Genomic DNA, 24,431 nt, shown 5'->3' with positions numbered 1-24,431 from the left:
AGCATGAAAATCATCCTGTCCACATTAAACGCCAAATACATCCATACCTCACTGGCGATCCGATTGCTAAAAGCATATAGTGAGCATGAATTCAATGATATTCATTTGGCTGAGTACACCATCAAAGATCCGGTGATGAATATCGTGTCCGACTTGTTTCAGAAGCAGCCCGATGTGATTGGCTTCTCCTGTTATATCTGGAATATCGAAGAGACACTCAAGCTAGTGGGTATCCTTAAGCAAGTGATGCCTGAAGTTACGATTGTTCTCGGAGGACCGGAGGTTTCTTATGAGCCGCTCCATTGGATGAAAAGAGAAGCTCGTATTGATTTTATAGTCAACGGAGATGGAGAAGAGACTTTTCACCATCTGCTGCAGGAGCTACGGGATGATCGCAAGTTCCACTTTGTGTATGGAGCCGCTTATCGCAAGGGCGAAGAGATCATTGTTAATCCACCTCGTCCCAAAAGCGATCTAAATACGCTGCCTACACCGCATCGTTTTCCTGAGGATATTCCAGATTTGAGTAAACGTATTGTTTATTTTGAGACGAGCCGTGGTTGTCCTTTTAACTGTCAGTTCTGTTTATCCAGTATTGAGGTAGGCGTGCGTTATTATGATATTGAACGCGTGAAGTCTGATCTTCTCTACTTAATTGAAAATGGTGCAAAAATCATTAAATTCCTAGACCGCACCTTCAACATTAACCGTAACTATGCGATGGAAATGTTTCAATTTCTGATTGATAATCATCAAGGCTGCGTGTTTCAGTTCGAAATCACAGCAGATATTATGCGGCCGGAGGTTCTTGATTTCCTGTCGAAGAATGCGCCTCCGGGTATCTTTAGATTTGAGATTGGTGTACAGTCTACGAATGATGAGACGAATGAGCTCGTTAAACGTCGCCAGAATTTCAAGAAGCTGTCCCGTACAGTAATGAAGATCAAGGAAAGTCGCAATATTGACCAGCATCTAGATTTGATCGCGGGGCTTCCAATGGAGGATTACACCACCTTCCGCAAAACGTTTAATGATGTATTCGTCATGGAGCCGGAAGAGCTGCAGCTCGGATTCCTCAAAATGCTCCGCGGGACGGGTCTGCGTGCACAGGCGGCAAAATACGAGTACACGTATATGGAACATGCCCCTTACGAAATTCTTAGCAGTCATATGATGACCTTCTCGGATATTATCCGTTTGAAGCGGCTTGAGGATGTGCTGGAGAAATACTGGAACAGCCACCGGATGGATCATACGGCCAAATACTTGATCCGTCACGTGTTTGATTCACCATTCGATTTCTTTCAGGAGTTCGGTGACTACTGGGAGGAGAGAGGCTGGCAAAAGATTGGGCATCAGCTGGAAGATCTCTTTACGCGTTTGCAGTCTTTCTTGATAGATCGTGGGACACCGTCTATGGATATTATTACTGGGTTGATGAAGCTTGATTATTTCCTAGGACACAAGTATAAGCCTCGCAAAATCTGGTGGGATTTCGTGCTGGATAAGTCGGATTGGTCGAGTTACTTGAAGGATATCGCTGCTAATCCGGGACAAATCTCTGCCCAATTGGCAGAAGCCGGACTCAGTGAAAGAGAGCTGCAAAAGTATACGGTACTTGAAGTGCTGCCGTTCTCACTAGAAGCGGTGCTGGAATCAATCAGCGGTCTGCGGGCAGATGGAGGTTCAGAGGAAGCTGAAGTTGAAGCTGACAATGCTAACGACGGGACTGTATCCTCTACAGAGTCGCTATTACAGGGAGTCACAGATAGTGGTTTAGAAGAGTGTGTCCAAACTACAAGTTCGGCTGTAGCCGTAGCTGAACCTTCTTCCGTTCGAGAAGGCCGCACGCTGCTAATCGTGATGTACCAGCAGAACGAAAGTCAACGCGCTCAATACTATACGCTGCCTTTGTGATAGGGTGATTGAGTTTGGAGGATAGACCGTTCCTTTGGGGCGGTCTATTTTTTTGCTTTATGCACGAGCGTCGTCTGAATTCGCAAGTGTTGGAGGATAGTGATACTCTTAATGCTATCGGACTAAGAGAACTTAGCGTTATCGGCCAGATGCCTTAGCGCTATCGGATCCAGATGACCTTAATAGCGAGATTTCCCCACATTTGTTATCTAAAGGACTCCATAGTCGCTATTAGCGCGAAAAACACTAAATATGCACCTCTTTCGAAGGAATAGCTGCACTGGAGTCCGAAACCAAGCTAAAAAGCCTGAAAATGAGCGAATAGCATCATCTGAGTCCGTAAGTGGTGGAGAATGGTGATGACATAGTCCTAACGGATCCAGATGCCTTAGCGCTATCGGATCCAGATGACCTTAAATGCGAGAATTCAACACATTTGTTCATCTAACGGACTCCATAGTCGCTATTAGCGCGAAAAACACTAAATATGCACCTCTTTCGAAGGAATAGCTGCACTGGAGTCCGAAACCAAGCTAAAAAGCCTGAAAATGAGCGAATAGCTTCATCTGAGTCCGCAAGTGTTGGAGCATGGTGATGCCTTAGCGCTATCGGACCCAAATGACCTTAAAAGCGAGATTTCCCCACATTTGCGATGTTTACGGACTCCATAGTCGCTATTAGCACGAAAACCAGTGAAAATGAGCTTCTTTCGAAGGAATAGCTGCACTGGAGTCCGAAATCAAGCTCCAAAGGCTAAAAATGAGCGAATAGCATCATCTGGGTCCGAAAGTGGTGGAGAATGGTGATGACTCAGCGCTATCGGACCCAGATGACCTTAAAAGCGAGATTTCCCCACATTTGTTCATCTAACGGACTCCATAGTCGCTATTAGCACGAAAACCAGTGAAAATGAGCTTCTTTCGAAGGAATAGCTGTACTGGAGTCCGAAATCAAGCTGAAAAGGCTAAAAATGAGCAAATAGCTTCATCTGGGTCCGAAAGTGCTGGAGAATGGTGATGACATAGTCCTAACGGATCCAGATGCCTTAGCGCTATCGGACCCAGATGACCTTAAAAGCGAGATTTCCCCACATTTGCGATGTTTACGGACTCCATAGTCACTATTAGCACAAAAACCAGTGAAAATGAGCTGCTTTCGAAGGAATAGCTGCACTGGAGTCCGAAACCAAGCTAAAAAGCCTAAAAGTGAGCAAATAGCTTCATCTGGGTCCGTAAGCGCCGGAGAATGGTGATGACATAGTCCTAACGGATCCAGATGCCTTAGCGCTATCGGACCCAGATGACCTTAAAAGCGAGATTTCCCCACATTTGTTCATCTAACGGACTCCATAGTCGCTATTAGCACGAAAACCAGTGAAAATGAGCTTCTTTCGAAGGAATAGCTGCACTGGAGTCCGAAATCAAGCTCCAAAGGCTAAAAATGAGCAAATAGCTTCTTCTGAGACCGTAAGTGCTGTGTATCAGGTATGCCTAATGTGGCGCGAGCGGTTGTAATGCTTTCGTTTGCGAAAATGCTGCGGAAGCTGGTAAGTTTGCGTTCCTACGTTTTTTTGATTGTAGAAACTTTCTGCTCAAAGAAGCGGAGCGAACAGACTGATTGTGGAAAAGCGGAGCGTTCGCCGTTGTCTCCAGATTTTCACCGCTAAGGGAAATAAATAAAATCTGGAGACAACAGCGATTGGAACAACGGTCTGTTCGTGGGGCTCCCACACCAAGTGCCAATGTTTATCCTAATCAAAAATAAGGGGTGTCCCAAAAGCCGTGAAATGGCTAGTTGGGACACCCCTGTTTGTTCTCTTAACTTGTAGTCGTAACCTCTGAAGGAAGATGCTGGTCTAGCCAGCTGAGTACATCAGCTGTAACTTGATCCCGGTCCACCTCATTAAGCATTTCATGTCTGCCTCCTGGGTAGAGCCGATGCTCTACGTCCGAGATCCCTCGTTTCTTATACAACTCCGCAAGTCGGAGAATACCCTGACCATTCATTCCAACGGGATCCTTATCGCCAGCGAAAATATAAATAGGCTTGTCTTTACATAATGTAGACAAAGACTCCTCAGAATGGATTTCCCTAAGAAGGTGGAAGAAATCACGGAAAAAGCGTGTCGTACAAATAGCTCCGCAGAATGGATCGGAAATAAACTTGTCTACTTCCGCGGTATCACTGCTCAGCCAGTCATAGGCTGTTCTTACCGGAGAAAAGGCACGGTTGTAACTGCCGAATACCAAGCTATTCAGCAGGACACTGCGGTGATGATCGCCCTTTAACTTAAGCTGTGCACTAGCAAGAGATTCACCAAGGCGGAGCATCCCACGTGGACCATTCGTACCGCTTAGGATAAACCCTGCATAGATTTCGTTTCCTTCTTCACACATCAGCTTTTGGGCCAGAAAGGAGCCCATGCTATGAGCGAATAGAATGATGGGCTTTCCTTCATGTCTAGAAAGCGCTGTGGCAGCGACTTGAAGGAGATTACGCCGCATCCAATAAAATCCGTTCTCACCAACGTCTCCAAGCAGATTGACCTGACCAGCGGTTTTACCATGTCCCCGATGGTCATTGGCATATACTGCATAACCCACTCCGGTTAATGCTTCCGCAAAACGAGCATAACGAGCAGCTGTTTCACACATGCCATGCGAAATTTGCACGATTCCCCTAACTGGAACATCGGGCTCAGGTAACCATTCATAGACATGGATAGTTACACCTATGGGATCCGTTAGGGTAAAGCTATTCTCCTTCATGGTCCATTCCTCCTAAAGGTTCTCGACTTATGGTAAATAAGAGCGAAGCACAGTAGAATGACCTTCGATAGCGTAACGGCCGAGGCTGGAAGGAATCAGATAGCATTCCCCTGCGGCATAAGGCTGGGATCCGCCATCCCAAGTAAGATGTCCGCTGCCTTCACAGATTACCAGAATAGTGAAGCTGTCTTCTGTAGTGGTGAGGCCCCATGAACCATTTACGATTCCTTTTTCTACGATGAAATATGGCGAAGCGGCAAGTTGCAGCCACTCTCCAGGGACTGCGTTATCTGTCTTCATCGAAGTAGCTCCGGCGCCTTCATAGGCCGTAACATTAAGTGAATCTTCGATATGAAGCTCGCGTGGCTTTCCGTCCAGACCTGGACGGTCATAGTCATAAATGCGATATGTAGTGTCGGAATTCTGCTGAATCTCTGCTACAACGACACCAGCGCATAGCGCATGAACGGTTCCGGCTGGGATATAGAACGAGTCTCCTGCGGAGACGGATACTTCCTGAAGGCTATCCATAACGGTGCCTTTTTCCAGTGCTTCGCGTAATGTTTCACGATCCACGCCATCTTTAAGACCATAGATGATCTTGGCACCTGGCTTAGCATCTAACACGTACCACATCTCTGTTTTGCCCAGTTCACCTTTTGGCAATCCCTCATAATCATCTGTAGGGTGGACTTGTATGGAAAGATTGTCGTTGCAATCCAGCAATTTGATTAGTAGAGGGAATCTTCCGCCCGCCTCTGAAATCCCTTTGCTTCCGAACCATTCATGGCCGAACTGTTCACGAATTTGATCCAAGCCTTGACCGGCTAACTCTCCGTTTACCACCGAAGATGTGCCATTTGGGTGATCGGCGATCATCCAGCCTTCACCAATATGTCCCTCTGGCAGATCTAGGCCGAATTTCTCCAGCGCGCGGCCTCCCCACACACGTTCTTTAAACTCCGGTTGAAATTTCAAAGGATATGGTTGTGTCATTAACATATCTTCCTTCCCAATATTTGATGGTTTGATTACTTACAGTTTTAAAGGGGACTCTTTTTTTTCTTCTCGAGCGCAATTACATAAGGTGAATCCGTGCGCTGCAGCTGGCGATAAACAATGCTCTGCGCCACTAGAGGGGATACTTGTGCTGCCCATGATTCAACAGTAGCGGCTTCTTTATCCCCGCCTGCATGGCCGGGATAAAGAACAGCCGTAATGATCCCCCCTGGACGCAGTAACTGGAGGGAAGCCTCCAAGGCTGCAATAGAGCTGTCCGGCTGAGTAATGATATTCTTGTCGGCATCGCCTGAAGGCAAGTAGCCAAGATTGAACATTACCGCACCGACGGTGCCATGCCAGATTGCTGGGACAGCTTCTGCCATTTCGGCGTGACTACGTTCCAGCAAGGTGACGGCAGAGAGCGAGGAAGTTTCTTCCCTTGCAAGCCTCAGACGCTCTTCAGCCAGCTTCAGCGCCGCAGCTTGGATGTCGAAGCCGTAGACTTCCCCGCGAGCTCCAGTAGTTTTGGCTAGAAAGAGCGTATCAGCACCTGTACCTACAGTAGCATCAATCGCTCGGTCACCTAGGGTCAGTCGCTCAGAGATTAATTTATGAGCAAAGCTTAGAACGGACATAAAGCCCATTAGCTCTTCCTCCAATACTTACCCTGCCAAGTATCACGAGCTACAAGCTCATCGTCAATGGCATTTAGCACTTCCCACTTCTTGAGACTCCACATCGGACCGACTAAAAGATCACGAGGCGCGTCCCCAGTCAGACGGTGCACAATCATCTCGGGTGGCAGAATTTCCAGTGAATCGGCAATCAGCTTCACATACTCGTCCTGCTCCATGAATCGTAGCAAACCAGCTTCGTATTGCTTCACCATTGGTGTTTTACGCATGAGATGCAGAAGGTGAATCTTAATTCCTTGCACATCCATGCGAGCCACAGCAGATACCGTTTCGAGCATCATTTCATGCGTCTCCTGTGGGAGACCGTGAATGATATGGGTGCAGACACGAATGCCGTGACGCCGCAGCTTCTCAACAGCATCTACATAACACTGGCTATCGTGAGCCCGATTAATTAGCTCAGAAGTGGAGTCGTGTATAGTCTGGAGACCCATCTCTACCCACAGATACGTGCGCTCGTTTAGCTCCGCTAAATATTCTACAACATCATCTGGCAAACAGTCAGGACGTGTAGCAATAGATAATCCAACGACACCTGGCTGCTGCAAAATAACTTCGTAATATTCTCTCAGCTCTTCGACAGGAGCGTACGTATTGGTATAGGCCTGAAAATATCCGATGTATTTAGCATTTGGCCATTTCAGATGCTGTTTGTCACGGATTGTATTGAATTGAGTGACGAGATCATTCCGGCGACTTCCCGCAAAATCACCAGAACCTCTGGCACTGCAAAAGGTGCAGCCGCCTTTAGCGATGGAGCCATCACGGTTAGGGCAGGTAAAGCCGGCATCGAGCATAACTTTGAATACCTTAGTATTCATGTGCTCACGCATTTCGTAATTCCAAGTATGGAAACGTTTATCCCCCCACAGTAACGGAGGGGAAGTGTATTGAAGATTTGACAAGAGTATCTCCTTTCTGAAAATATAATCATGGATAAGTTTCCTTAATCCTTATATTTTTCTGAGACGGTTAGCATCCTTTTATATAAGAACGCACAGCCGTTTCTTTATAATCCAGTTCATTGTATCAAAAAACCGAGCTCGACGTAACTTCGCTCCAAGGAATGGCATGAAAAATAGGCCGCTGAAAGGGCTGTTTCGGCTTGTAAATGCTTACATAGTATGTTATATTCAGAGTGTGAAAAGCTGCTGTGGCATTGAAGAAATTCAGCTTGGAGTTCATAATTTCGTGTCGTCCGGTCCATAATAATAACCGTGAGGTGATAGCGATGAATTCTCAAACGGTATATGCTGAGGGTAAAGATTCGATTGAAGTCCATTTAACACCAGATGAAGCTCTTGCTCTAACAGGTGTGGAATTTAATGGAAACCCTAAGATCAAGACAGATGCTCAACGTAAGATTCGTAGTGCGTTCGAAAAAAAGACATTTACTTATAACTCAAACACTAAGTAGATCACATGTGCCTGACAAAAACGGACCCTAATTCCAAATATACAACAAGACAGGAATTCCTCTGAACAGCTTCTTTAAGAGCTGAACCAGAGAATTCCTTTTTCTTTTTTGCACCAATCCCTTTACTTTTCGGGACAATTTCGGCACAATATTGCAAGTGACAGTTATCGTATAAGAGATAATCGGAGGAAAACCTATGCGTTTACGCGGAAGAAAAGGAATACGTGAAAGTTTGGAAGAACAGACCGATCTAGTCATTCTTGACCCTAGAAGTTATAAAGGTGAGTGGTCCAAGCTGTTCGGAAACGATCATCCGATCCATGTGGAGTTCGGAATGGGCAAGGGACAGTTTATCAGCCAAATGAGCTTCAAATATCCCGATATTAATTTTATCGGAGTTGATATGTATGATGAGCTGATTCGCCGTGCTGGAGATAAGGCTAGAGCAGTATGGGAGCCGGCAGGTCATGAGACGCCGCCTAACCTGAAATTGGCACTGGCCAATATTGATTATGCAGAGGAAGTATTTGCTCCTGGAGAGCTGGAACGAATTTATCTTAACTTCAGTGATCCGTGGCCTAAGAGTAAGCATGCTCGACGTCGTTTGACACACCCGCGTTTTCTTGACAAATATCGTGGGCTGCTAAGCGACTTAGGTGAAATTCATCTAAAAACAGATTCCCGCAGTCTTTTTGAGTTCTCATTAAATGCATTTGCGGACTTTGGCTTACAGATGAAAAATATTTCTTTGGACCTACATGCAGACGGTATCATAAATGAGGATCATATCATGACGGAATACGAGACGAAATTTGTCGGACGTGGCGTGAATATCCATCGTTGCGAGGCGATTGTAGGTGCAGAAGCGCTCAAACAGTATCAAGCTACTCGATTGGATAAATATCGGCTGTAGTTACACAGGGTTATTCCTATCTCAGTAGTCCAGTAGTCCAACAATAAAGCGGCAAGTCTCCTGGGATGAGGAGGCTTGCCGCTTTAATTAGTTGCTATTCCAATAATTCGATAATGCTCTGAGCGCATTGCAATGGGTGGTGGCGGGCGATTTCCTCAAGATGAAGTTTTCGCTTATTCTGCACGTCCTCGTAGTTGTTTAAGAGGCGCTTCATCCACATTACAACTACGTCTAAAGATCCTATCGGCTCTCCGAAACCAGCTGCGGTGAAATATCGACAATTCTCTTCCTCCTGCCCAGGCAGAGGATGATAGAAAAGCATTGGAATTCCCTTAGCTAGCCCTTCACTGCAGGTCATTCCGCCTGGTTTGGTAACTAACAGGTCGGATACTTCCATTAGCTTATCAATCTCACGTGTAAATCCGATCAAGGAAATATGTGGATGATTAAAGCGCGGATCTTCTTTCATTTCACGTAGCAGCTTATCGTTATTTCCGAGACAAAAGACAATCTGAATCTTATCTCGCCAGTCTGCCAGACAGGTATTTACAACCTGATCGTTCATGATCCCCCAGCCGCCGCCCATGACTAGTACTGTGGGAATATCCTTCAGATTGAATTGCTCACGAATCTTCTGCTTTCCAGGATGCTGCCAAAAGTTAGGGTGTACTGGTATACCAGTGACCTGAATTTTCGCAGCTGGAATGTTCCGCATACACAATTTGGATTTAACCTCAGGTGTTGATACCAGATAACGGTCTACCTCAGGGCTGATCCAGCTGGCATGTGCGTCATAATCCGTTATAACGGTTACAAGCGGTACATTTAGGGGAGGATCTACTCTCTTCAGACGAGAAACTACAGCAGCCGGAATGAAATGTGTACAGACTATAACATCTGGTTTCAGTTGTATAACAATATTCTTGGTATGCGTATAAAATATGCGATGCAGGGCAAGCGTGGTAAGACGATTAAATGATTTCTGATGACGGTAGACGTAACCCATCAGCTTAGGCTGTGTCGTTACCGTCTTTCGGTAAGCGGATAGAATAATGGGTGCCATCTTGGGATTTAGGAAATTACCAAGCTCTAGCACCTTTGTTTGTAAATTGGGTGACAATTGGCGCAGACTGCTCGACAGCGCATAAGCTGCTTGTGTATGTCCTGCGCCAAAGCCTTCCGAGAGTATTAAAATTCTTTTTTTACGCAATGTTGATTCACCTATTCTCAAAGGTTTTCCCGGTTTACTGTTAATGCTTTAGACCCATAGGGCTATAGTGCCCGCTGCGACACAGGATCCGATCAATCCTCCTGCAATAACATCTGACGGATAATGCAATCCCAGATAAATGCGAGAAAATCCAACAATAAAGGCCAATGGCAGCAGAATAAAGGTCAAAGCAGGAAAGGCTACCATATATGGGACCGTTGAAGCAAAGATAGCTGTAGTATGACCAGAAGGAAAAGAATGATCCTTTAGCGGGTTACGAAATGTGTTCGTATCCGGTAGCGCCAAATATGGACGCATGCGTGGATACATCTTTTTGGCGACAGCAACAGGAATATGGCTGACAGCTAGAGCTGTCAGTGCTTGCAGGCTAGTAGTTCTCCACGGCTGAGGAGCAAATGCCCATATAAGTATATTGATAACAATCGTGCTTGTAGCCCCACCCAAATGAGTGAGATAGAAGAGCCAGAAGTTCAGAAAGCGATTGTGCATTCGTCCGTTGATCCATTGGAAAAGGTGCCGCTCCCAGAGATGTAGTTTCATAAATAAATGTCTCATATTTTGTCCCTCCGCTAGTCGGCTACCGATAACAGCTACATATGTGTAGTCTGTTTTTAAGCATAGATCTGTCTTAATCATACTTTTTTAAGGTAGTCCATTTCAAGGAAAAGCTCAGGTTTGCTAGAAAATTGCTAGTTTTGACTTAGAGCGGCTTACGCTTTACAATGATTCAAGCGGGCTAAACATGTTTAAAAGGGTAAGAGATAAATAAGGATCCGTAAACAATGGATTCCAATACAATTCTTTTGAACAGTATATATAAAAATTGTGAAGTCTGCCGAGAATAAGAAGATACTCTTGGTTTATTGTTAAGGGATGCAACAAAAGGGTCAGAAGGAACGTCAAGCAAGCTAGAGAAAAAAAAGAACACCGAGAGTGAAAAAAGGGGGCATCAAAAAGGTCATGACAGACGCACTGTTTGTTACGCTCCAAGTGATCTTGGCAGCAATCGCAGTTTATCAGTTTACCTTTTCGTTATTTGGTCTGCACAAGAAAAAGACAAAGACAAAGTATAAGCCGGAAAAAACATTTGCAGTACTTGTTGCCGCACATAATGAGGAAGAAGTCGTCGGCGCATTAATGGAGAACCTGAAGCAGCTTAACTATCCTTCAGAATTGTTTGACGTATTTGTAATTTGTGACAATTGTACAGATGGTACAGCTCGCATTGTTAGAGAGCACGGAATGAATGCCTGTGTCCGCACTAACCCGAATCTGAGAGGTAAAGGTTATGCTATTGAATGGATGCTCAAAGAGCTGTGGAGCATGCCGCGTCAATATGATGCAGTCGTAATGTTTGATGCCGATAATCTGGCACATACCGAGTTCCTAATGGAGATGAATAATGATCTTTGTTCAGGAGCACGTGTTATCCAAGGCTATATTGACACTAAGAATCCAGAAGATTCCTGGATTACTGCAGCGTATGGTGTATCGTATTGGTATATTAACCGTTTGTGGCAACTTTCACGCCATAATTTAAATATGGCGAACTTCCTTGGCGGAACAGGAATGTGCTTCGAGACTGCTCTTCTTAAAGAAATGGGCTGGGGAGCTACAAGCTTGGTTGAGGATCTGGAGTTCACGATGCGCAGTGCATCTCATGGTGTATATCCTAAATTCAATTATGACGCAAAGGTATTTGACGAGAAGCCTCTGACTTTCAAGGCCTCATCAAGACAACGTCTGCGCTGGATGCAGGGACACTTTACTGTAGCACGTCGTTATTTTTTTCCATTACTTTGGCAAAGTATTAAGGAACGCAGCTTAACGAAGTTTGACCTCGCGCTTTACGGAGCGAATGTATATATTGTATTGCTCACCTTTTTAATGACGGCGGTAATGTGGGTGGATATGGCCATCTTTAACGGACCGAATATCGCAAATATTTACGGCAGCTTGCCAGTCTGGCTTGGCTTCCTTGCTATTGGCTTGAATCTGGTGACCTTTGGGATTGCAATGGCTTTGGAGAAGGTTAAATTTAAGAAGGTGTACGCTTATCTGGTGTTCTTCCCAATTTACCTGATCTCTTGGTATCCTATTACGTTCTATGCGTTCTTCACGCAGAACAACAAGCAATGGAGCCACACCAAGCATACGCGTGTCGTAAGACTTGAAGAAGTGCAGAGCAAGCAGGTTTAAGTTATCTAGGAATTTTGAATAAAAGAATTGACACTCCGAATGGAGTGTTGTATAGTATTCAAGTACGCAAATCATAGGGATTGCAAGAAGAAGCACCTGCTTCTCACCTGACTGGCATAATGCCGGCTGGTTTTGATCTCAATGCTTTATGAATGTTAATGTTCATGAACGTTGATCAAACACGGGGTGTCGGGTGTTACCGACACCCCTTTTTTATGGAGTAGGGCAGAATAGTTGTTAAAAAGATCCGGAGGTGGAGAGTTATCAGTAAGGAACATATGATCAATGATGAAATTCGGGCCAAAGAGGTACGGTTGGTTGGTGCGGAAGGTGAACAAATCGGAATTAAACCGATCCGCGAAGCGTTGCAAATGGCGATCGATCTTAATCTAGATTTAGTCAATGTAGCACCACAGGCTAAGCCGCCGGTATGCCGCATCATGGATTACGGCAAGTTCCGTTATGAAACGCAGAAGAAAGAGAAGGAAGCGCGTAAGAACCAGAAGATCGTTGATATCAAGGAAGTCTGGTTCCGTGCTAACATTGAGGAACATGATTATCAAACTAAGTTCCGCAATGTAATCAAGTTCTTGGGTGAAGGCGATAAAGTAAAGTGCTCCGTGCGTTTCCGCGGACGTGAGATTACACATGCAAATATCGGTCAAAAAATCCTCGAGCGTGTTAAGAACGAAGTGGCTGATATATCTGTTGTTGAGCGCCAGCCTAAGCTGGAAGGTCGCAGCATGATTATGATTTTGGCTCCTAAAGCCCAATAAACATGGAGTCACTTGCTTACCTGCAATTTGGCGCCGCATAATATTCAAGGAGGAAACACCATGCCTAAGATGAAAACACATAGCAGCCTGAAAGGCCGCTTCAAAATTACCGGAACTGGTAAAGTAACACGTTACAAAGCTCACAAAAACCACTTGCTGTCCCACAAATCTAAACGCGCTAAGCGCGTTCTGAACGGTAATCCAGTAATGGCCCCTGGGGATGTAAGACGTTTGAAACAAGGATTGGCTAACTTGAAATAGTTTATCACACATTTTTGGGAGGTTTATTAATATGGCAAGAGTTAAGGGCGGATTTGTAGTTCGTCGTAGACATAAAAAAGTATTGAAATTGGCAAAAGGTTATTTCGGTTCTAAACACCGCATTTTTAAAACAGCTAAAGAACAAGTAATGAAATCGATGGTTTACGCTTATCGCGACCGTCGTCAAACTAAACGTAACTTCCGCAGACTGTGGATCGTTCGTATTAATGCAGCAGCTCGTATGAATGGTCTTTCTTACAGCAAGCTTGTATACGGCCTGAAATTGGCTGGTGTAGAAGTTAACCGTAAGATGCTGGCTGATCTAGCTGTAAATGATCTTAACGCATTCAACTCATTGGCTGGTATTGCCAAAGAGAAAATCAACGCGTAAGTGTTGTGATATAATCGAAAAGCACCGCCTGCGGGTTGCCCATGCAGCGGTGCTTTTTTGTGCGGTATGAAGTGTATAGAATGAGGAGATTATTCCTCTATTGTTAAGAAATGAGGAAAATAACTCTGCTTGATGCAGAGTTATTCCCAGTACTTCACAGTATTGAGCTCGGCAGCGAGCTTTTTACTGATGGCTCTTCTTACTTTCCGTAGCTCTGAACGTTCATTAGCTGATTCGTTGATCAGCTTTTCTTCGTCGGTCTCTGGGATAATAGCAGGAACCGGAGTGGGGGTACCATCCTCCTCGACTGCGACAAAGGTAAGAAATGAAGTGGCAGCGACAGCGCGCTCACCAGTGTATAGATTTTCTGAAATGATCTTTACGAATACCTCTATGCTTGTACGTCCGGTCCAGGAAACGAAGGATTCGAAGCATACGGAGTCTGTAGGTCGGATTGGCCTCAAGAAGTCGACAGAGTCTGTAGAGGCTGTGACGACGTTAGCACGGCAATGGCGCATAGCTGAAATGGAGGCTACTTCATCAATGCCACTCATGAGCTTGCCGCCAAACAATGTTTTGTGATTATTGACATCATTAGGGAAAACGCGTCCCGTTTTGAAAACGCGTGATTCACGGCAATACTTAAAAGCCGGCATCGGTTGTGGATTTTTTTCATCGGTCATGTCTAATAACTTCCTTTCAGTGCAATTACTAAGCAATCATAATAATAGAAAACACATAAGTGTGCAATAATATTTGTAATATGTTGCAATACTATACAGAGGGAATTAAGGTTCTCTAACATCATCTAGACATGATGATAACATGCCGTGTTATGGAAAGCGGTTACTTACGAAAAAGTACAAATTATTATTGACCTGAGGTCATTTATGGACTGGATTTTAGATTTTATTGCAGTTATAATTTGATCTATGGAATGTCCAAGCAGAACACAGATGACATCCAATATTTTAAGGGGGATCACATTCAATGAAAAAAGTTTTCAAATTATCTCTTGTAATGTTGCTGGCATTCACAGTTGTATTGGCCGGTTGCGGAAACAACAACACTAAGAATGCTGCAAATGGCGAGACTAATGCAGGAACAAATGGTGGAACAAACGCCGCGAAATCTGATTTCAAATTTGGTATGGTTACTGACATCGGTGGCGTAAACGATAAATCGTTTAACCAATCGGCATGGGAAGCACTACAAGCTCTTGATAAAGAAACTGGCGCTTCCGTTAAATATTTGCAAAGTAAATCCAATGCTGACTATGAGCCAAACCTTAACCAATTCGTTAAAGATGGCTACAACTTGACTTGGGGTATCGGTTTTGATCTTGGCGACGCAATTAAAAAAGTTGCTGGTGAGAACCCAAATGCTAACTTGGCAATTATCGATAGCGTAGTAGATGCTCCTAACGTAGCATCCGTTACTTTCTCTGAGAACGAAGGTTCCTTCTTGGTTGGTGTGGTTGCTGGTTTGACTACAAAAACTAACAAGGTAGCTTTTATTGGCGGTATGGAAAGCCCAGTAATCAAACGTTTTGAAGTAGGATTCAAAGCTGGTGTAGCGGCAGTTAACCCTGAAGCTAAAGTTACAATTACTTATGCAGGCGCATATGACAAACCAGATACTGGTAAATCACTTGCAGCTACATTGTATAACGATGGTAATGACATCATCTTCCCTGCTGCTGGTGCAACAGGAAATGGCGTATTCAACGAAGCTAAATCCCGTAACAAAGCTGGCGGTGCTAAAGTATGGGTTATCGGTGTAGATAAAGACCAATCCATTGAGTTTGGTACTGACGTAACTTTGACTTCCATGATCAAACGTGTTGACGAAGCTGTAATGAAGGTTTCCAAAGAAGTAATCGATGGTACTTTCAAAGGTGGTACTACAACTGTTCTTGGTTTGAAGGACAATGGTGTAGGTATCTCTGATACATCTAAAGTAAACGTTTCTGAAGAAATCTTGGCTAAAGTTGAAGACTTCAAAAAACAAATCATTGATGGAACGATTACAGTTCCTGCAGAGTAGTATCTCCCTTTTATTTATCGGATTACAATAAGCAACAAGGAATAAGGCCGGTTATGCGCTGGCCTTATTCCTTGTTAAAGCACTGGTTATAATAAGTTAGACACTGTTATACCGCCTTGAAAAGGGCGGTACATCCGTGTCTACATGGTAGTTATATATTTCTGTGATGAGGGTGATTCCATGAGTGCTGCGGCTCCAGTCGTAGAGTTGAAGCAAATCACAAAACGATTTCCCGGTATTGTTGCTAACGATTCCATTAGCTTGACGTTAAAGAAGGGTGAGATCCTTGCATTGCTCGGTGAGAATGGTGCAGGTAAATCAACTCTAATGAATATCGTATTTGGATTGTACCAACCGGATGAAGGTAGTATTGAAATCGACGGGAAACCGGTTATTATTGATAACCCCAATAAAGCGATTGAGCTTGGTATTGGTATGGTGCATCAGCATTTCAAGCTTGTGGAACCTTTTACGGTTACTGAGAATATCGTTCTTGGGATGGAGCCGAAGAAAGGTCTTAAAATTGACTATAAATCCGCTGCGGAACAGGTTCGGAAGCTATCGGAGCAATATGGCCTGCAAGTGAATCCAAATGCCGTCATTCATGACATTTCTGTGGGTATGCAGCAAAGGGTAGAAATTATGAAGACCCTGTACCGCGGAGCGGATATTCTCATATTTGATGAGCCGACTGCAGTACTTACGCCTCAAGAAATTACAGAATTGATGGCGATTATGAAGCGGCTTGTTGCAGAGGGAAAATCTATTATTCTGATAACGCATAAACTTAAAGAAATTATGCAAATATCTGATCGAGTCACCATTATTAGACGCGGAAAAGTAATTGATACTGTTAATACCGCTGAGACTAATCCAAATGAGCTGGCTGAGAAGATGGTAGGACGTGGCGTAACCTTCAAGGTGGACAAGAAAGCTCCTGAAGTTGGCGAAACTGTACTCGAGCTGAAGGATGTTAACAGCAAGAGTAAAGACGGTGTCTCGGTGCTGGACGGCCTTAGCTTTGAAGTGAAAGCAGGAGAAATTCTCGGAATAGCTGGTGTAGACGGCAATGGACAAAGTGAACTAATTCAAGCCATTACAGGTCTGCGCAAAATTGATTCTGGTTCTATTAAGGTGTCAGGAAGCGAGATTTCCAATTTATCCCCGCGCAAGATTACGGAGATGAATGTATCTCATATTCCTGAGGACCGTCATAAGCATGGTTTGGTGCTTGATTTCTCCGTGAGTGAGAATATGGTTCTGGAAACTTACTATAAGAGTCCATATAACAAAAATGGCTTTATGCAAAATGATGTAATTGATAAGTATGCGGAGGGTCTAGTACAGCAATTTGATGTGCGTACCCCTTCAATTCAGACCAAGGCACGTTCTCTATCCGGCGGAAATCAACAGAAAGCGATTATTGCTCGGGAAATAGATAAAGATCCGACATTACTCATTGCAGCACAACCAACACGCGGTCTAGATGTTGGTGCGATCGAGTTTGTTCAAAAGCAGCTTATTGCTCAGCGTGACCAAGGGAAAGCTGTATTGCTCATTTCGTTTGAATTGGACGAGATTATGAATGTATCTGACAGAATTGCTGTTATCTATGAAGGTAAAATCGTCGGTGAAGTGTTCCCGCAGGATACTAATGATCAGGAACTGGGTCTTATGATGGCAGGCAGCTTGAAGCGGGGAGGTAAGACAGTTGAATAAGTTCAAAAAAATCTTCACAACTGACAGCTATATCGTTCCTCTTGTCGCCATCGTGCTTGGTTTTCTTGTGGGAGCAATAGTTATGCTTATGGGTGGTTATGATCCGATAACTGCTTACTCCGCACTGTTCACACGTGTATTTGGTAACTTGTATAACTTTGGTGAAGCTGTGCGCGAAATGACGCCTTTGATGCTTACCGGTCTAGCCGTAGCCTTTGCATTCCGCTCAGGGATGTTTAATATCGGGGCAGACGGACAAGTGATGATTGGTATGACTGCTGCAACCGTGGTGGGTATTAAATTTGCAGCCTTGCCAGGATTCATATTAGTTCCTCTTGCTGTTATTATAGCGGGGTTATGTGGAGGTCTGTGGGCTGGTATCGCTGGCTATTTAAAAGCCAAACGTGGAATTAATGAAGTTATTACCACGATCATGTTAAACTGGGTTGCTCTGTACTTGTCGAATTATATCGTAAGAGCATTTCTGTTACTTCCGGGGCAGAATCGTTCCGAGGATATTCCAGCTTCTCTTTCTATGACGTTCTTGAATTCGTTATTTGACAATGCGCGTCTGCACTGGGGAACAGCTATTGCCCTTGCCGCAGCAGTATTCTTCTATGTCTACTTATGGAAGACTAAGCAAGGATATGAAATGCGTGCTGTTGGCTACAATCCTCATGCTGCCGAATACGCAGGGATGAATGTTGGCCGTAACGTTGTAAAAGCAATGTTCATAAGCGGAGTGTTTGCAGGGTTGGCCGGAGCAGGAGAGGTACTGGGTGTATTCCATTATCAATCTGTGTTTGCGGCATCTCCAGGATATGGATTTGATGGTATCGCAGTTGCGCTTCTTGGATTAACACATCCACTTGGTGTTGTTCTAGCTGCGATTCTCTATGGTACGTTGACTTATGGTTCGGCGGGAATGAGTTTTGCTGCAGACGTTCCTCCAGAGCTTATTCGTATCGTTATAGGTTCAATCATATTCTTTATTGCGGCACAAGGGATTGTGCGCTGGGTGCTTAAGCCCTTTTACTTCAAGCGCAAGAAAGAGAAGGTGTTATAGATGGATCTGCAGACGTTAGGTCAACTGCTTAATACAACGCTTGTTTTTTCCACAGCGCTCATTTTTGCCTCACTTGGCGGCATCTTCTCTGAACGCTCCGGTGTCGTAAATATTGGACTTGAAGGTTTGATGATGTTCGGTGCCTTTGCAGCAGCAGTAGGCGGTTATTATGCTCAAGATGCTGGGATGGGTGAATGGGCTCCTTGGATTGGGGTACTCTGTGCAATGGTCGTCGGAGTACTTGGTTCACTAATTCATGCAGTTGCAGCTATAACCTTTAAATCGGATCAAACGATCAGTGGTACGGTCATTAACTTTTTAGCCGCAGGTAGTACGCTCTATATGGTAAAGCTGCTGTTTGATGGATCTGCTGAAACTCCACTACTCGATGGATTTCACAAGGTCGCAATTCCTGGACTGTCCAAAATCCCGGTGATCGGTGAAGGAATATTTAATTCCTATCCGACCACTTATCTAGCCATTGTGCTAGTTATAGTTATTTATTTCGTGCTGTTTAAGACGCCATTTGGACTTCGTTTACGTGCAGTAGGTGAGCATCCTAGTGCTGCTGACACCTTAGGCGTCAAGGTTAAGCGGATGAGATATATCGGCGTAATGCTGAGCGGATTGCTGGCAGGTATCGGTGGTGCTACAATCACTTTAACTACAACCGGAACCTTTGGCCATAATACGATTTCTGGTCAAGGTTTTATCGCTATTGCAGCGATGATCTTTGGTAAATGGAATCCACTCGGTGCCTTTGGTGCTGCTGTATTTTTCGGATTTTCCCAAGCGATCCGTAACTATGTTCAATTGTTTGAGTGGTCTAAAGGGATTCCACAAGAGTTTATCTTCATGATTCCTTATGTATTGACAATCATTGTATTGGTGGGTGCTGTAGGTCGTTCCGCTGCTCCTAAGGCTTTAGGTCAGCCTTACGATCCTGGTAAACGCTAGCTCTACTCATTTTTTCGCTTATATCATTACGAAGCCGCATCTCCGGACTTATTCCGGAAATGCGGCTTTTTTGTTAGGAAGGGCAAGGATAAACATTGAGAAATGCGGGCAAGTGTACAGGCGAAGGTCTTTTCCAGCGAATAAACTGTTTCGTAGATGATGGGAATCAGAGGCTTACAAAACATTTTGGAGGGGATATGATGGCTAATACAGTTACGAAGAAGCAGGTTATGAGACTCATTGGTAAGCAGATCATCGCAGTGAAAAAGGATGGCACACAGGTTACAGGAACACTGCTTCGTGTATCAGGAAATCGTCTTATATTACGACGTGTAAGTGGTAAAAAAGTACAAACGAAAGCAATCATTCCATTAGTGTTGTTTGATTTGCTCGCCATTGGGACTGCGCCTTATGCTTATGGTGGTGGCTATGGCGGAGGTACACCTTATGGTGGCGGTTACGGAAATGGAACTCCTTATGGAGGTTATGGGTACGGAGGCACACCATATTCACCTTTTGGATTCTTTTAAGTTCCGATAAGAGCTGCTTTAGCTAGGTGAATCGTTTCTCAAGTTCGTAACAAAAACTTAGGGTTTGATAACGGGCTACGCTGTAGCCCAATCTTTGATAAAAGGCTAGTGCTGCTACATTTCCTAAATCAACGGATACCTTAGAACGATGACATCCGCGAGATAGTGCAAACCGTTCTGCTCGATCCATGAGCATATTCCCCAGTTGTTTTCGCCGAGCTTCGGGTGCAATAGCTAGCATATCGATGTAGAGTAAATCACCATGCAGCAAAAAATGGACAAACCCATTTGGATCGCTTTCATAGTCGGGACAGGTGACAAGGGTGATTCCGTGTCCCAGGCGACGGGGCAAATCCTTTTTGATTTTAATAATTTCTGCTTGCGGTAGATGAGATAATGGTACAAGCTGTCGCTCGATTAAATCAAGAATTACAACGTCATCCTGCTTGGATCGACGATAACGAATCATAGAGCCGTCTCCTTTCCACGCATTGTCGTATATCATATGTTGGGAGAGGGGCAGGCGTTCCGAGAGTGTAGAAGTAGGAGTTGTGACGATTTTAAAAATATGGGTATTGACTATCCGTGTTAGGAATCATATAATGTGTCTAAACATTTTATCGAACATACATGTATCGGCAATGATGAGGACGAAGTTTTAAGGGCTCTTTTGCTCAGAGAGTGTGAGGATTTGCTGCAACCTCCACCGAAATCCCTTATATACGAGCTCACCTCGGAGCTGTTTTCCTGAAAGGTCCACTGGCTAGAGTGGTGGAATTATTAGGGAGAATCGTTTAGTCCGCGTTACGGACTTCAGGTTACAGAGATTAGGGCCCTTGCCTACATCGATGGATTTTTGTATACCTGATAAGGCGTTGCATCGCGAGATGTAATGCAAACATGGGTGGTACCACGGAAGATCAACCTTTCGTCCCTCACGCGCTAATACTGTGCGTGGGAGGCGAAAGGTTTTTTTGTTTTTTAAATAACCATTTGCTGATGTATTAAGGACGGTCCGTCATTTGCATAATGAATGTTAAATATCGGAGGAGGAATACTGATGAGCGCGCAAATACCGGAATTACGGTCTACAAAGCAGCTAAAAGAAAAATGGATGGAGCCGGAAGTCATTACCGGTTCGGAAATACTACTCCGCAGCCTTGTATTGGAGGGTGTAGACACAGTATTCGGTTATCCAGGTGGAGCTGTATTGTACATTTATGATGCATTGTACGGTTTTACGGATTTCAATCACGTGTTAACACGTCATGAGCAAGGCGCTATTCATGCAGCGGACGGTTACGCTAGAGCAAGTGGCAAACCCGGGGTGTGTATAGCAACCTCAGGTCCGGGAGCAACAAACCTGGTGACAGGTATTGCTACAGCTTATATGGACTCTACTCCATTGGTTGTAATCACAGGTAACGTATTCTCCAGTCTAATCGGCACAGATGCTTTCCAGGAAGCAGACATTACCGGGATCACGATGCCGATCACTAAACACAGCTACTTTGTAAGAGATGTTGAGGATCTCCCGCGCGTTATACATGAAGCTTTCCATATAGCGAATACCGGACGCAAAGGACCCGTGTTGATTGATATTCCGAAAGATGTGTCGGCAGCGAAAACACTGTTCACACCAGTGAATACAGTAAATCTTCGTGGCTATAACCCTTGTACAGTTCCAAACAAGCTGCAGCTTGATAAGTTGGTTCGTGCTATCGCGGTTGCTGAACGTCCGATTATCATTGCAGGTGGTGGAGTTATATACTCTGGGGCACATGAAGCAATGCTCGAATTCGTGAAACGGACAGAAATTCCTATCACTACGACCTTGCTGGGACTGGGAGCTTTCCCAAGTGCTGAAGCTCTTTGGATGGGAATGCCAGGCATGCATGGCACATACACCGCAAACAACGCTATTCAGCAGTGTGATTTGCTCATTAATATTGGAGCTCGATTTGATGATCGTGTTACGGGTAGGCTGGACGGTTTCGCACCTAAAGCTAAGATCGTTCATATCGACATCGACCCTGCGGAAATCGGAAAGAATGTATCTCCTGATATTCCGATCGTAGGCGATGTGAAGATTGTACTGGAGATGTTGAATCCTGAGGTTGGCCGCGCATCTAAGGCTGATGCTTGGAGAACGCAGATTGCTCAGTGGAAACTTGATCAGCCGCTTCGGTATAATGATTCGGAGACAGAGCTTAAACCACAATGGGTTATTGAGATGATCAATGACACGACTAAAGGTGAAGCTATTGTCACTACGGATGTTGGTCAGCATCAAATGTGGGCAGCACAGTACTATAAGTTCAATCATCCACGTTCATGGATTACCTCAGGCGGTCTTGGAACGATGGGCTTCGGATTCCCATCCGCTATCGGTGCACAAATGGCACATCCTGAACGGTTGGTAGTATCGATAAACGGTGATGGCGGCATGCAAATGTGTTCACAAGAACTCGCTATTTGCGCCATCCACAATATACCGGTCAAAATTGTAGTTATTAATAATCAGGTGCTTGGCATGGTTCGACAATGGCAAAATCTGATTTATAACAAACGTTATAGCTATACAGACCTCGCAGGCAGCCCAGATTTCGTAAAGCTGGCTGAGGCCTATGGTGTGAAAGGTCTACGGGCTACGAACAAGGAAGAAGCGCATGCTGCTTGGCAGGAAGCACTGGAAACACCGGGTCCAGTATTGGTAGAGTTCGTTGTTCCAAAAGACGAGAATGTCTACCCGATGGTAACTCAAGGTTCAACCATCGATCACATGCTGATGGGGGATGAATAACAGTGACAAGACATACGATTTCTGTACTTGTAAATGACCAGCCGGGTGTGCTTCAGCGGGTGTCAGGTTTGTTCGGTCGTCGGGGATTTAATATTGAGAGTATTACCGTAGGTCAGTCTGAAGAGGCTGGGCTGTCTCGGATGGTCATCGTTACTCTTGGAGACCAGCATACGCTTGAACAAATTGAGAAGCAGCTTTACAAGCTAATTGATGTTATTAAGGTCATTGATCTTGGATCCAAACCGATGGTTGCACGTGAGCTGGCTCTGATTAAAGTGAATGCTGATCCAAGTGAGCGTCCGGAAATTATGGGTGTAGTAGAGACTTTCCGTGCTTCAGTTGTCGATATCGGCACTACCTCATTGCTAGTTCAGGTGGTTGGAGATACACAAAAGATTGACGCGATGATCGAGCTTTTGAAACCTTATGGAATTAAAGAGCTATCTCGCACAGGTGTTACGGCTATGGTACGTGGTAACTCTTAAATACTTTATTTTACGACTTTAATGGATTACTGCTTGATTGCATTAATCTGATATGATATGAATGAACTTCCCGCTAAAGAGCGGGAGCTTGAAGAGCAGCTTGATAGGGTGTGAATCTAGTTCTCTTGAAGCACCCGCTCTTTATGATGGGTCTCAATTAAAAGGAGGATATTGACAATGGCAGTTACAACGTACTATGAACAGGATGCAGAACTTAGTGTATTAAAAGGAAAGACAATTGCGGTAATCGGGTACGGTAGCCAAGGACATGCCCAAGCACAAAACCTGCGTGACAGTGGTCTTCAAGTTGTCATCGGTCTTCGTGAAGGTAAATCTTTCGAAACTGCAAAAAATGACGGTTTTGAAGTATTGCCAGTAGCTGAAGCAGTATCCCGTGCTGATGTTGTGCAAATTCTGATGCCAGATGAAACTCAGGCATCCGTATATAAAAATGAAGTAGAACCGAACCTCAAAAAGGGCGCGGCTTTGATGTTCTCCCACGGATTTAACGTACACTTTGGACAAATCGTTGCTCCTAAAGATGCTGACGTGCTGCTTGTAGCACCAAAATCTCCAGGGCACATGGTTCGTCGTACTTATGTTGAAGGCTTCGGCGTTCCTGGCTTGATTGCTATCGAACAAGATGCAACTGGAAAAGCTAAAGAAATCGGTCTTGCTTATGCAAAAGGTATCGGCTGTACACGTGCAGGGGTTATCGAAACTTCTTTCCGTGAAGAAACCGAAACTGACTTGTTCGGCGAACAAGCAGTACTTTGCGGTGGTGTATCCGCACTGATCAAAGCTGGATTCGAAACATTGACAGAAGCAGGATATGCTCCTGAAATGGCTTACTTCGAATGTCTGCATGAACTGAAACTGATCGTTGACATGGTATACGAAGGCGGATTGTCCAGCATGCGCGATTCCATCAGTAACACTGCGGAATACGGCGACTATGTAACTGGACCACGCATTGTAACTGAAGATACTAAGAAAGCAATGAAAGCTGTTCTGACGGATATCCAAGAAGGTAAATTCGCTCGCGACTTTATCCTTGAGAACCAATCCGGACGTGCTTTCCTTACAGCTACTCGTCGTAACGAAGCTGCTCACCCAGTAGAAGTAGTAGGTAGCCAATTGCGTGAAATGATGCACTGGATTAAGAAGTAATCATATATACCTATGATTAAATAGTGTGACCTTCAAATGCGGCCGTGACTATACGAGCCGCATTTGAGGGTTTTAGCACAATCTT

23 protein-coding genes and 1 other annotated feature are annotated in these 24,431 nt (G+C 44.6%); of the genes, 15 read left to right on the top strand and 8 right to left on the bottom strand.

Annotated elements, in window-relative coordinates; translation table 11 throughout:
- The first annotated feature begins 3 nt into the window (after nucleotides 1–3).
- Nucleotides 4–1,917 carry a B12-binding domain-containing radical SAM protein gene (locus NSS67_RS27760; protein ID WP_339316962.1) on the top strand — a complete coding sequence of 638 codons (1,914 nt, stop codon included), beginning with the start codon at nucleotides 4–6 and terminating at the stop codon, nucleotides 1,915–1,917.
- Nucleotides 1,918–3,734: 1,817 nt separating this feature from the next.
- Here NSS67_RS27760 and NSS67_RS27755 read toward each other — a convergent pair.
- From NSS67_RS27755 to NSS67_RS27740, 4 genes are read right to left on the bottom strand one after another with little or no spacing between them, the layout of a single operon-like run.
- Complete coding sequence (locus tag NSS67_RS27755) at nucleotides 3,735–4,685, bottom strand: alpha/beta hydrolase (RefSeq protein ID WP_339316960.1); 951 nt, start codon at nucleotides 4,683–4,685, stop codon at nucleotides 3,735–3,737.
- A 27-nt stretch (nucleotides 4,686–4,712) separates the two neighbouring features.
- Nucleotides 4,713–5,681, bottom strand: a complete 969-nt coding sequence (locus NSS67_RS27750; protein ID WP_339316959.1) for a type I phosphomannose isomerase catalytic subunit — start codon at nucleotides 5,679–5,681, stop codon at nucleotides 4,713–4,715.
- Nucleotides 5,682–5,728: 47 nt separating this feature from the next.
- On the bottom strand, nucleotides 5,729–6,331 hold the full coding sequence (locus tag NSS67_RS27745) for a class I SAM-dependent methyltransferase (RefSeq protein WP_339316958.1): 603 nt from the start codon (nucleotides 6,329–6,331) through the stop codon (nucleotides 5,729–5,731).
- On the bottom strand, nucleotides 6,331–7,287 hold the full coding sequence (locus NSS67_RS27740) for a TIGR01212 family radical SAM protein (protein WP_339316957.1): 957 nt from the start codon (nucleotides 7,285–7,287) through the stop codon (nucleotides 6,331–6,333). Before NSS67_RS27740 ends, NSS67_RS27745 begins: the two co-directional genes overlap by 1 nt.
- A gap of 326 nt (nucleotides 7,288–7,613) precedes the next feature.
- Between NSS67_RS27740 and NSS67_RS27735 the strand changes: the two genes are divergently transcribed.
- Together NSS67_RS27735 and trmB are read left to right on the top strand one after the other, a co-directional pair.
- Nucleotides 7,614–7,799: a hypothetical protein gene (locus tag NSS67_RS27735; RefSeq protein WP_339316955.1), complete on the top strand. Its 186-nt coding sequence runs from the start codon at nucleotides 7,614–7,616 to the stop codon at nucleotides 7,797–7,799.
- 196 nt (nucleotides 7,800–7,995) lie between these two features.
- A complete protein-coding gene (trmB, locus tag NSS67_RS27730) occupies nucleotides 7,996–8,712 on the top strand; it encodes a tRNA (guanosine(46)-N7)-methyltransferase TrmB (protein ID WP_036679523.1) in 717 nt (238 codons plus the stop codon).
- A gap of 94 nt (nucleotides 8,713–8,806) precedes the next feature.
- Here the strand turns inward: trmB and NSS67_RS27725 are convergent, their stop codons facing one another.
- On the bottom strand, nucleotides 8,807–9,922 hold the full coding sequence (locus NSS67_RS27725) for a glycosyltransferase (RefSeq protein ID WP_339316954.1): 1,116 nt from the start codon (nucleotides 9,920–9,922) through the stop codon (nucleotides 8,807–8,809).
- Nucleotides 9,923–9,970: 48 nt separating this feature from the next.
- Complete coding sequence (locus tag NSS67_RS27720; RefSeq protein WP_339316953.1) at nucleotides 9,971–10,498, bottom strand: phosphatase PAP2 family protein; 528 nt, start codon at nucleotides 10,496–10,498, stop codon at nucleotides 9,971–9,973.
- A 405-nt stretch (nucleotides 10,499–10,903) separates the two neighbouring features.
- Here NSS67_RS27720 and NSS67_RS27715 point away from each other — a divergent pair, with 405 nt between their 5' ends.
- The 4 genes from NSS67_RS27715 to rplT all read left to right on the top strand — a co-directional run bounded on the left by NSS67_RS27715 (nucleotide 10,904) and on the right by rplT (nucleotide 13,570).
- Complete coding sequence (locus NSS67_RS27715; RefSeq protein WP_339316952.1) at nucleotides 10,904–12,142, top strand: glycosyltransferase; 1,239 nt, start codon at nucleotides 10,904–10,906, stop codon at nucleotides 12,140–12,142.
- Between the two features lie 78 nt (nucleotides 12,143–12,220).
- Nucleotides 12,221–12,364 (top strand) — a sequence feature (ribosomal protein L20 leader region).
- A 56-nt stretch (nucleotides 12,365–12,420) separates the two neighbouring features.
- Complete coding sequence (infC, locus tag NSS67_RS27710; protein ID WP_042125071.1) at nucleotides 12,421–12,918, top strand: translation initiation factor IF-3; 498 nt, start codon at nucleotides 12,421–12,423, stop codon at nucleotides 12,916–12,918.
- A 60-nt stretch (nucleotides 12,919–12,978) separates the two neighbouring features.
- The gene (rpmI, locus tag NSS67_RS27705) at nucleotides 12,979–13,179 is read left to right on the top strand and encodes a 50S ribosomal protein L35 (RefSeq protein WP_036679507.1); all 201 of its coding nucleotides are present in this window, start codon (nucleotides 12,979–12,981) and stop codon (nucleotides 13,177–13,179) included.
- 31 nt (nucleotides 13,180–13,210) lie between these two features.
- Entirely contained in the window at nucleotides 13,211–13,570 is a 360-nt protein-coding gene (rplT, locus tag NSS67_RS27700) for a 50S ribosomal protein L20 (protein ID WP_339316951.1), read from the top strand.
- A gap of 140 nt (nucleotides 13,571–13,710) precedes the next feature.
- On the opposite strand, the gene NSS67_RS27695 is transcribed toward rplT, so the two are convergent.
- Entirely contained in the window at nucleotides 13,711–14,253 is a 543-nt protein-coding gene (locus NSS67_RS27695) for an acyl-CoA thioesterase (protein WP_339316950.1), read from the bottom strand.
- 307 nt (nucleotides 14,254–14,560) lie between these two features.
- Here NSS67_RS27695 and NSS67_RS27690 point away from each other — a divergent pair, with 307 nt between their 5' ends.
- The 5 genes from NSS67_RS27690 (at nucleotide 14,561) to NSS67_RS27670 (ending at nucleotide 19,888) form a co-directional block, all read left to right on the top strand.
- Complete coding sequence (locus NSS67_RS27690; protein ID WP_339316949.1) at nucleotides 14,561–15,616, top strand: BMP family ABC transporter substrate-binding protein; 1,056 nt, start codon at nucleotides 14,561–14,563, stop codon at nucleotides 15,614–15,616.
- A gap of 180 nt (nucleotides 15,617–15,796) precedes the next feature.
- On the top strand, nucleotides 15,797–17,335 hold the full coding sequence (locus NSS67_RS27685; protein WP_339316947.1) for an ABC transporter ATP-binding protein: 1,539 nt from the start codon (nucleotides 15,797–15,799) through the stop codon (nucleotides 17,333–17,335).
- Nucleotides 17,328–18,401: an ABC transporter permease gene (locus NSS67_RS27680; protein WP_339316946.1), complete on the top strand. Its 1,074-nt coding sequence runs from the start codon at nucleotides 17,328–17,330 to the stop codon at nucleotides 18,399–18,401. Before NSS67_RS27685 ends, NSS67_RS27680 begins: the two co-directional genes overlap by 8 nt.
- The gene (locus tag NSS67_RS27675) at nucleotides 18,402–19,358 is read left to right on the top strand and encodes an ABC transporter permease (RefSeq protein WP_339316945.1); all 957 of its coding nucleotides are present in this window, start codon (nucleotides 18,402–18,404) and stop codon (nucleotides 19,356–19,358) included.
- A 200-nt stretch (nucleotides 19,359–19,558) separates the two neighbouring features.
- Entirely contained in the window at nucleotides 19,559–19,888 is a 330-nt protein-coding gene (locus NSS67_RS27670) for a hypothetical protein (protein WP_339320721.1), read from the top strand.
- Nucleotides 19,889–19,910: 22 nt separating this feature from the next.
- Here NSS67_RS27670 and NSS67_RS27665 read toward each other — a convergent pair whose 3' ends face one another.
- Nucleotides 19,911–20,357: a GNAT family N-acetyltransferase gene (locus tag NSS67_RS27665; RefSeq protein ID WP_339316944.1), complete on the bottom strand. Its 447-nt coding sequence runs from the start codon at nucleotides 20,355–20,357 to the stop codon at nucleotides 19,911–19,913.
- Between the two features lie 591 nt (nucleotides 20,358–20,948).
- Here NSS67_RS27665 and ilvB point away from each other — a divergent pair.
- From ilvB to ilvC, 3 genes are all read left to right on the top strand, one after another.
- Nucleotides 20,949–22,691: a biosynthetic-type acetolactate synthase large subunit gene (gene ilvB / locus NSS67_RS27660; RefSeq protein WP_339316943.1), complete on the top strand. Its 1,743-nt coding sequence runs from the start codon at nucleotides 20,949–20,951 to the stop codon at nucleotides 22,689–22,691.
- Entirely contained in the window at nucleotides 22,688–23,176 is a 489-nt protein-coding gene (gene ilvN, locus NSS67_RS27655) for an acetolactate synthase small subunit (RefSeq protein ID WP_339320720.1), read from the top strand. Before ilvB ends, ilvN begins: the two co-directional genes overlap by 4 nt.
- Nucleotides 23,177–23,353: 177 nt before the next feature.
- Nucleotides 23,354–24,346, top strand: a complete 993-nt coding sequence (gene ilvC, locus NSS67_RS27650; protein ID WP_036679485.1) for a ketol-acid reductoisomerase — start codon at nucleotides 23,354–23,356, stop codon at nucleotides 24,344–24,346.
- The last annotated feature ends 85 nt before the right edge of the window (nucleotides 24,347–24,431 follow it).

This window comes from Paenibacillus sp. FSL R10-2734 (assembly GCF_037963865.1).
Taxonomy (GTDB): Bacteria; Bacillota; Bacilli; order Paenibacillales; family Paenibacillaceae; genus Paenibacillus_AQ.
This window is presented reverse-complemented; position numbering and strand designations above follow the sequence as displayed.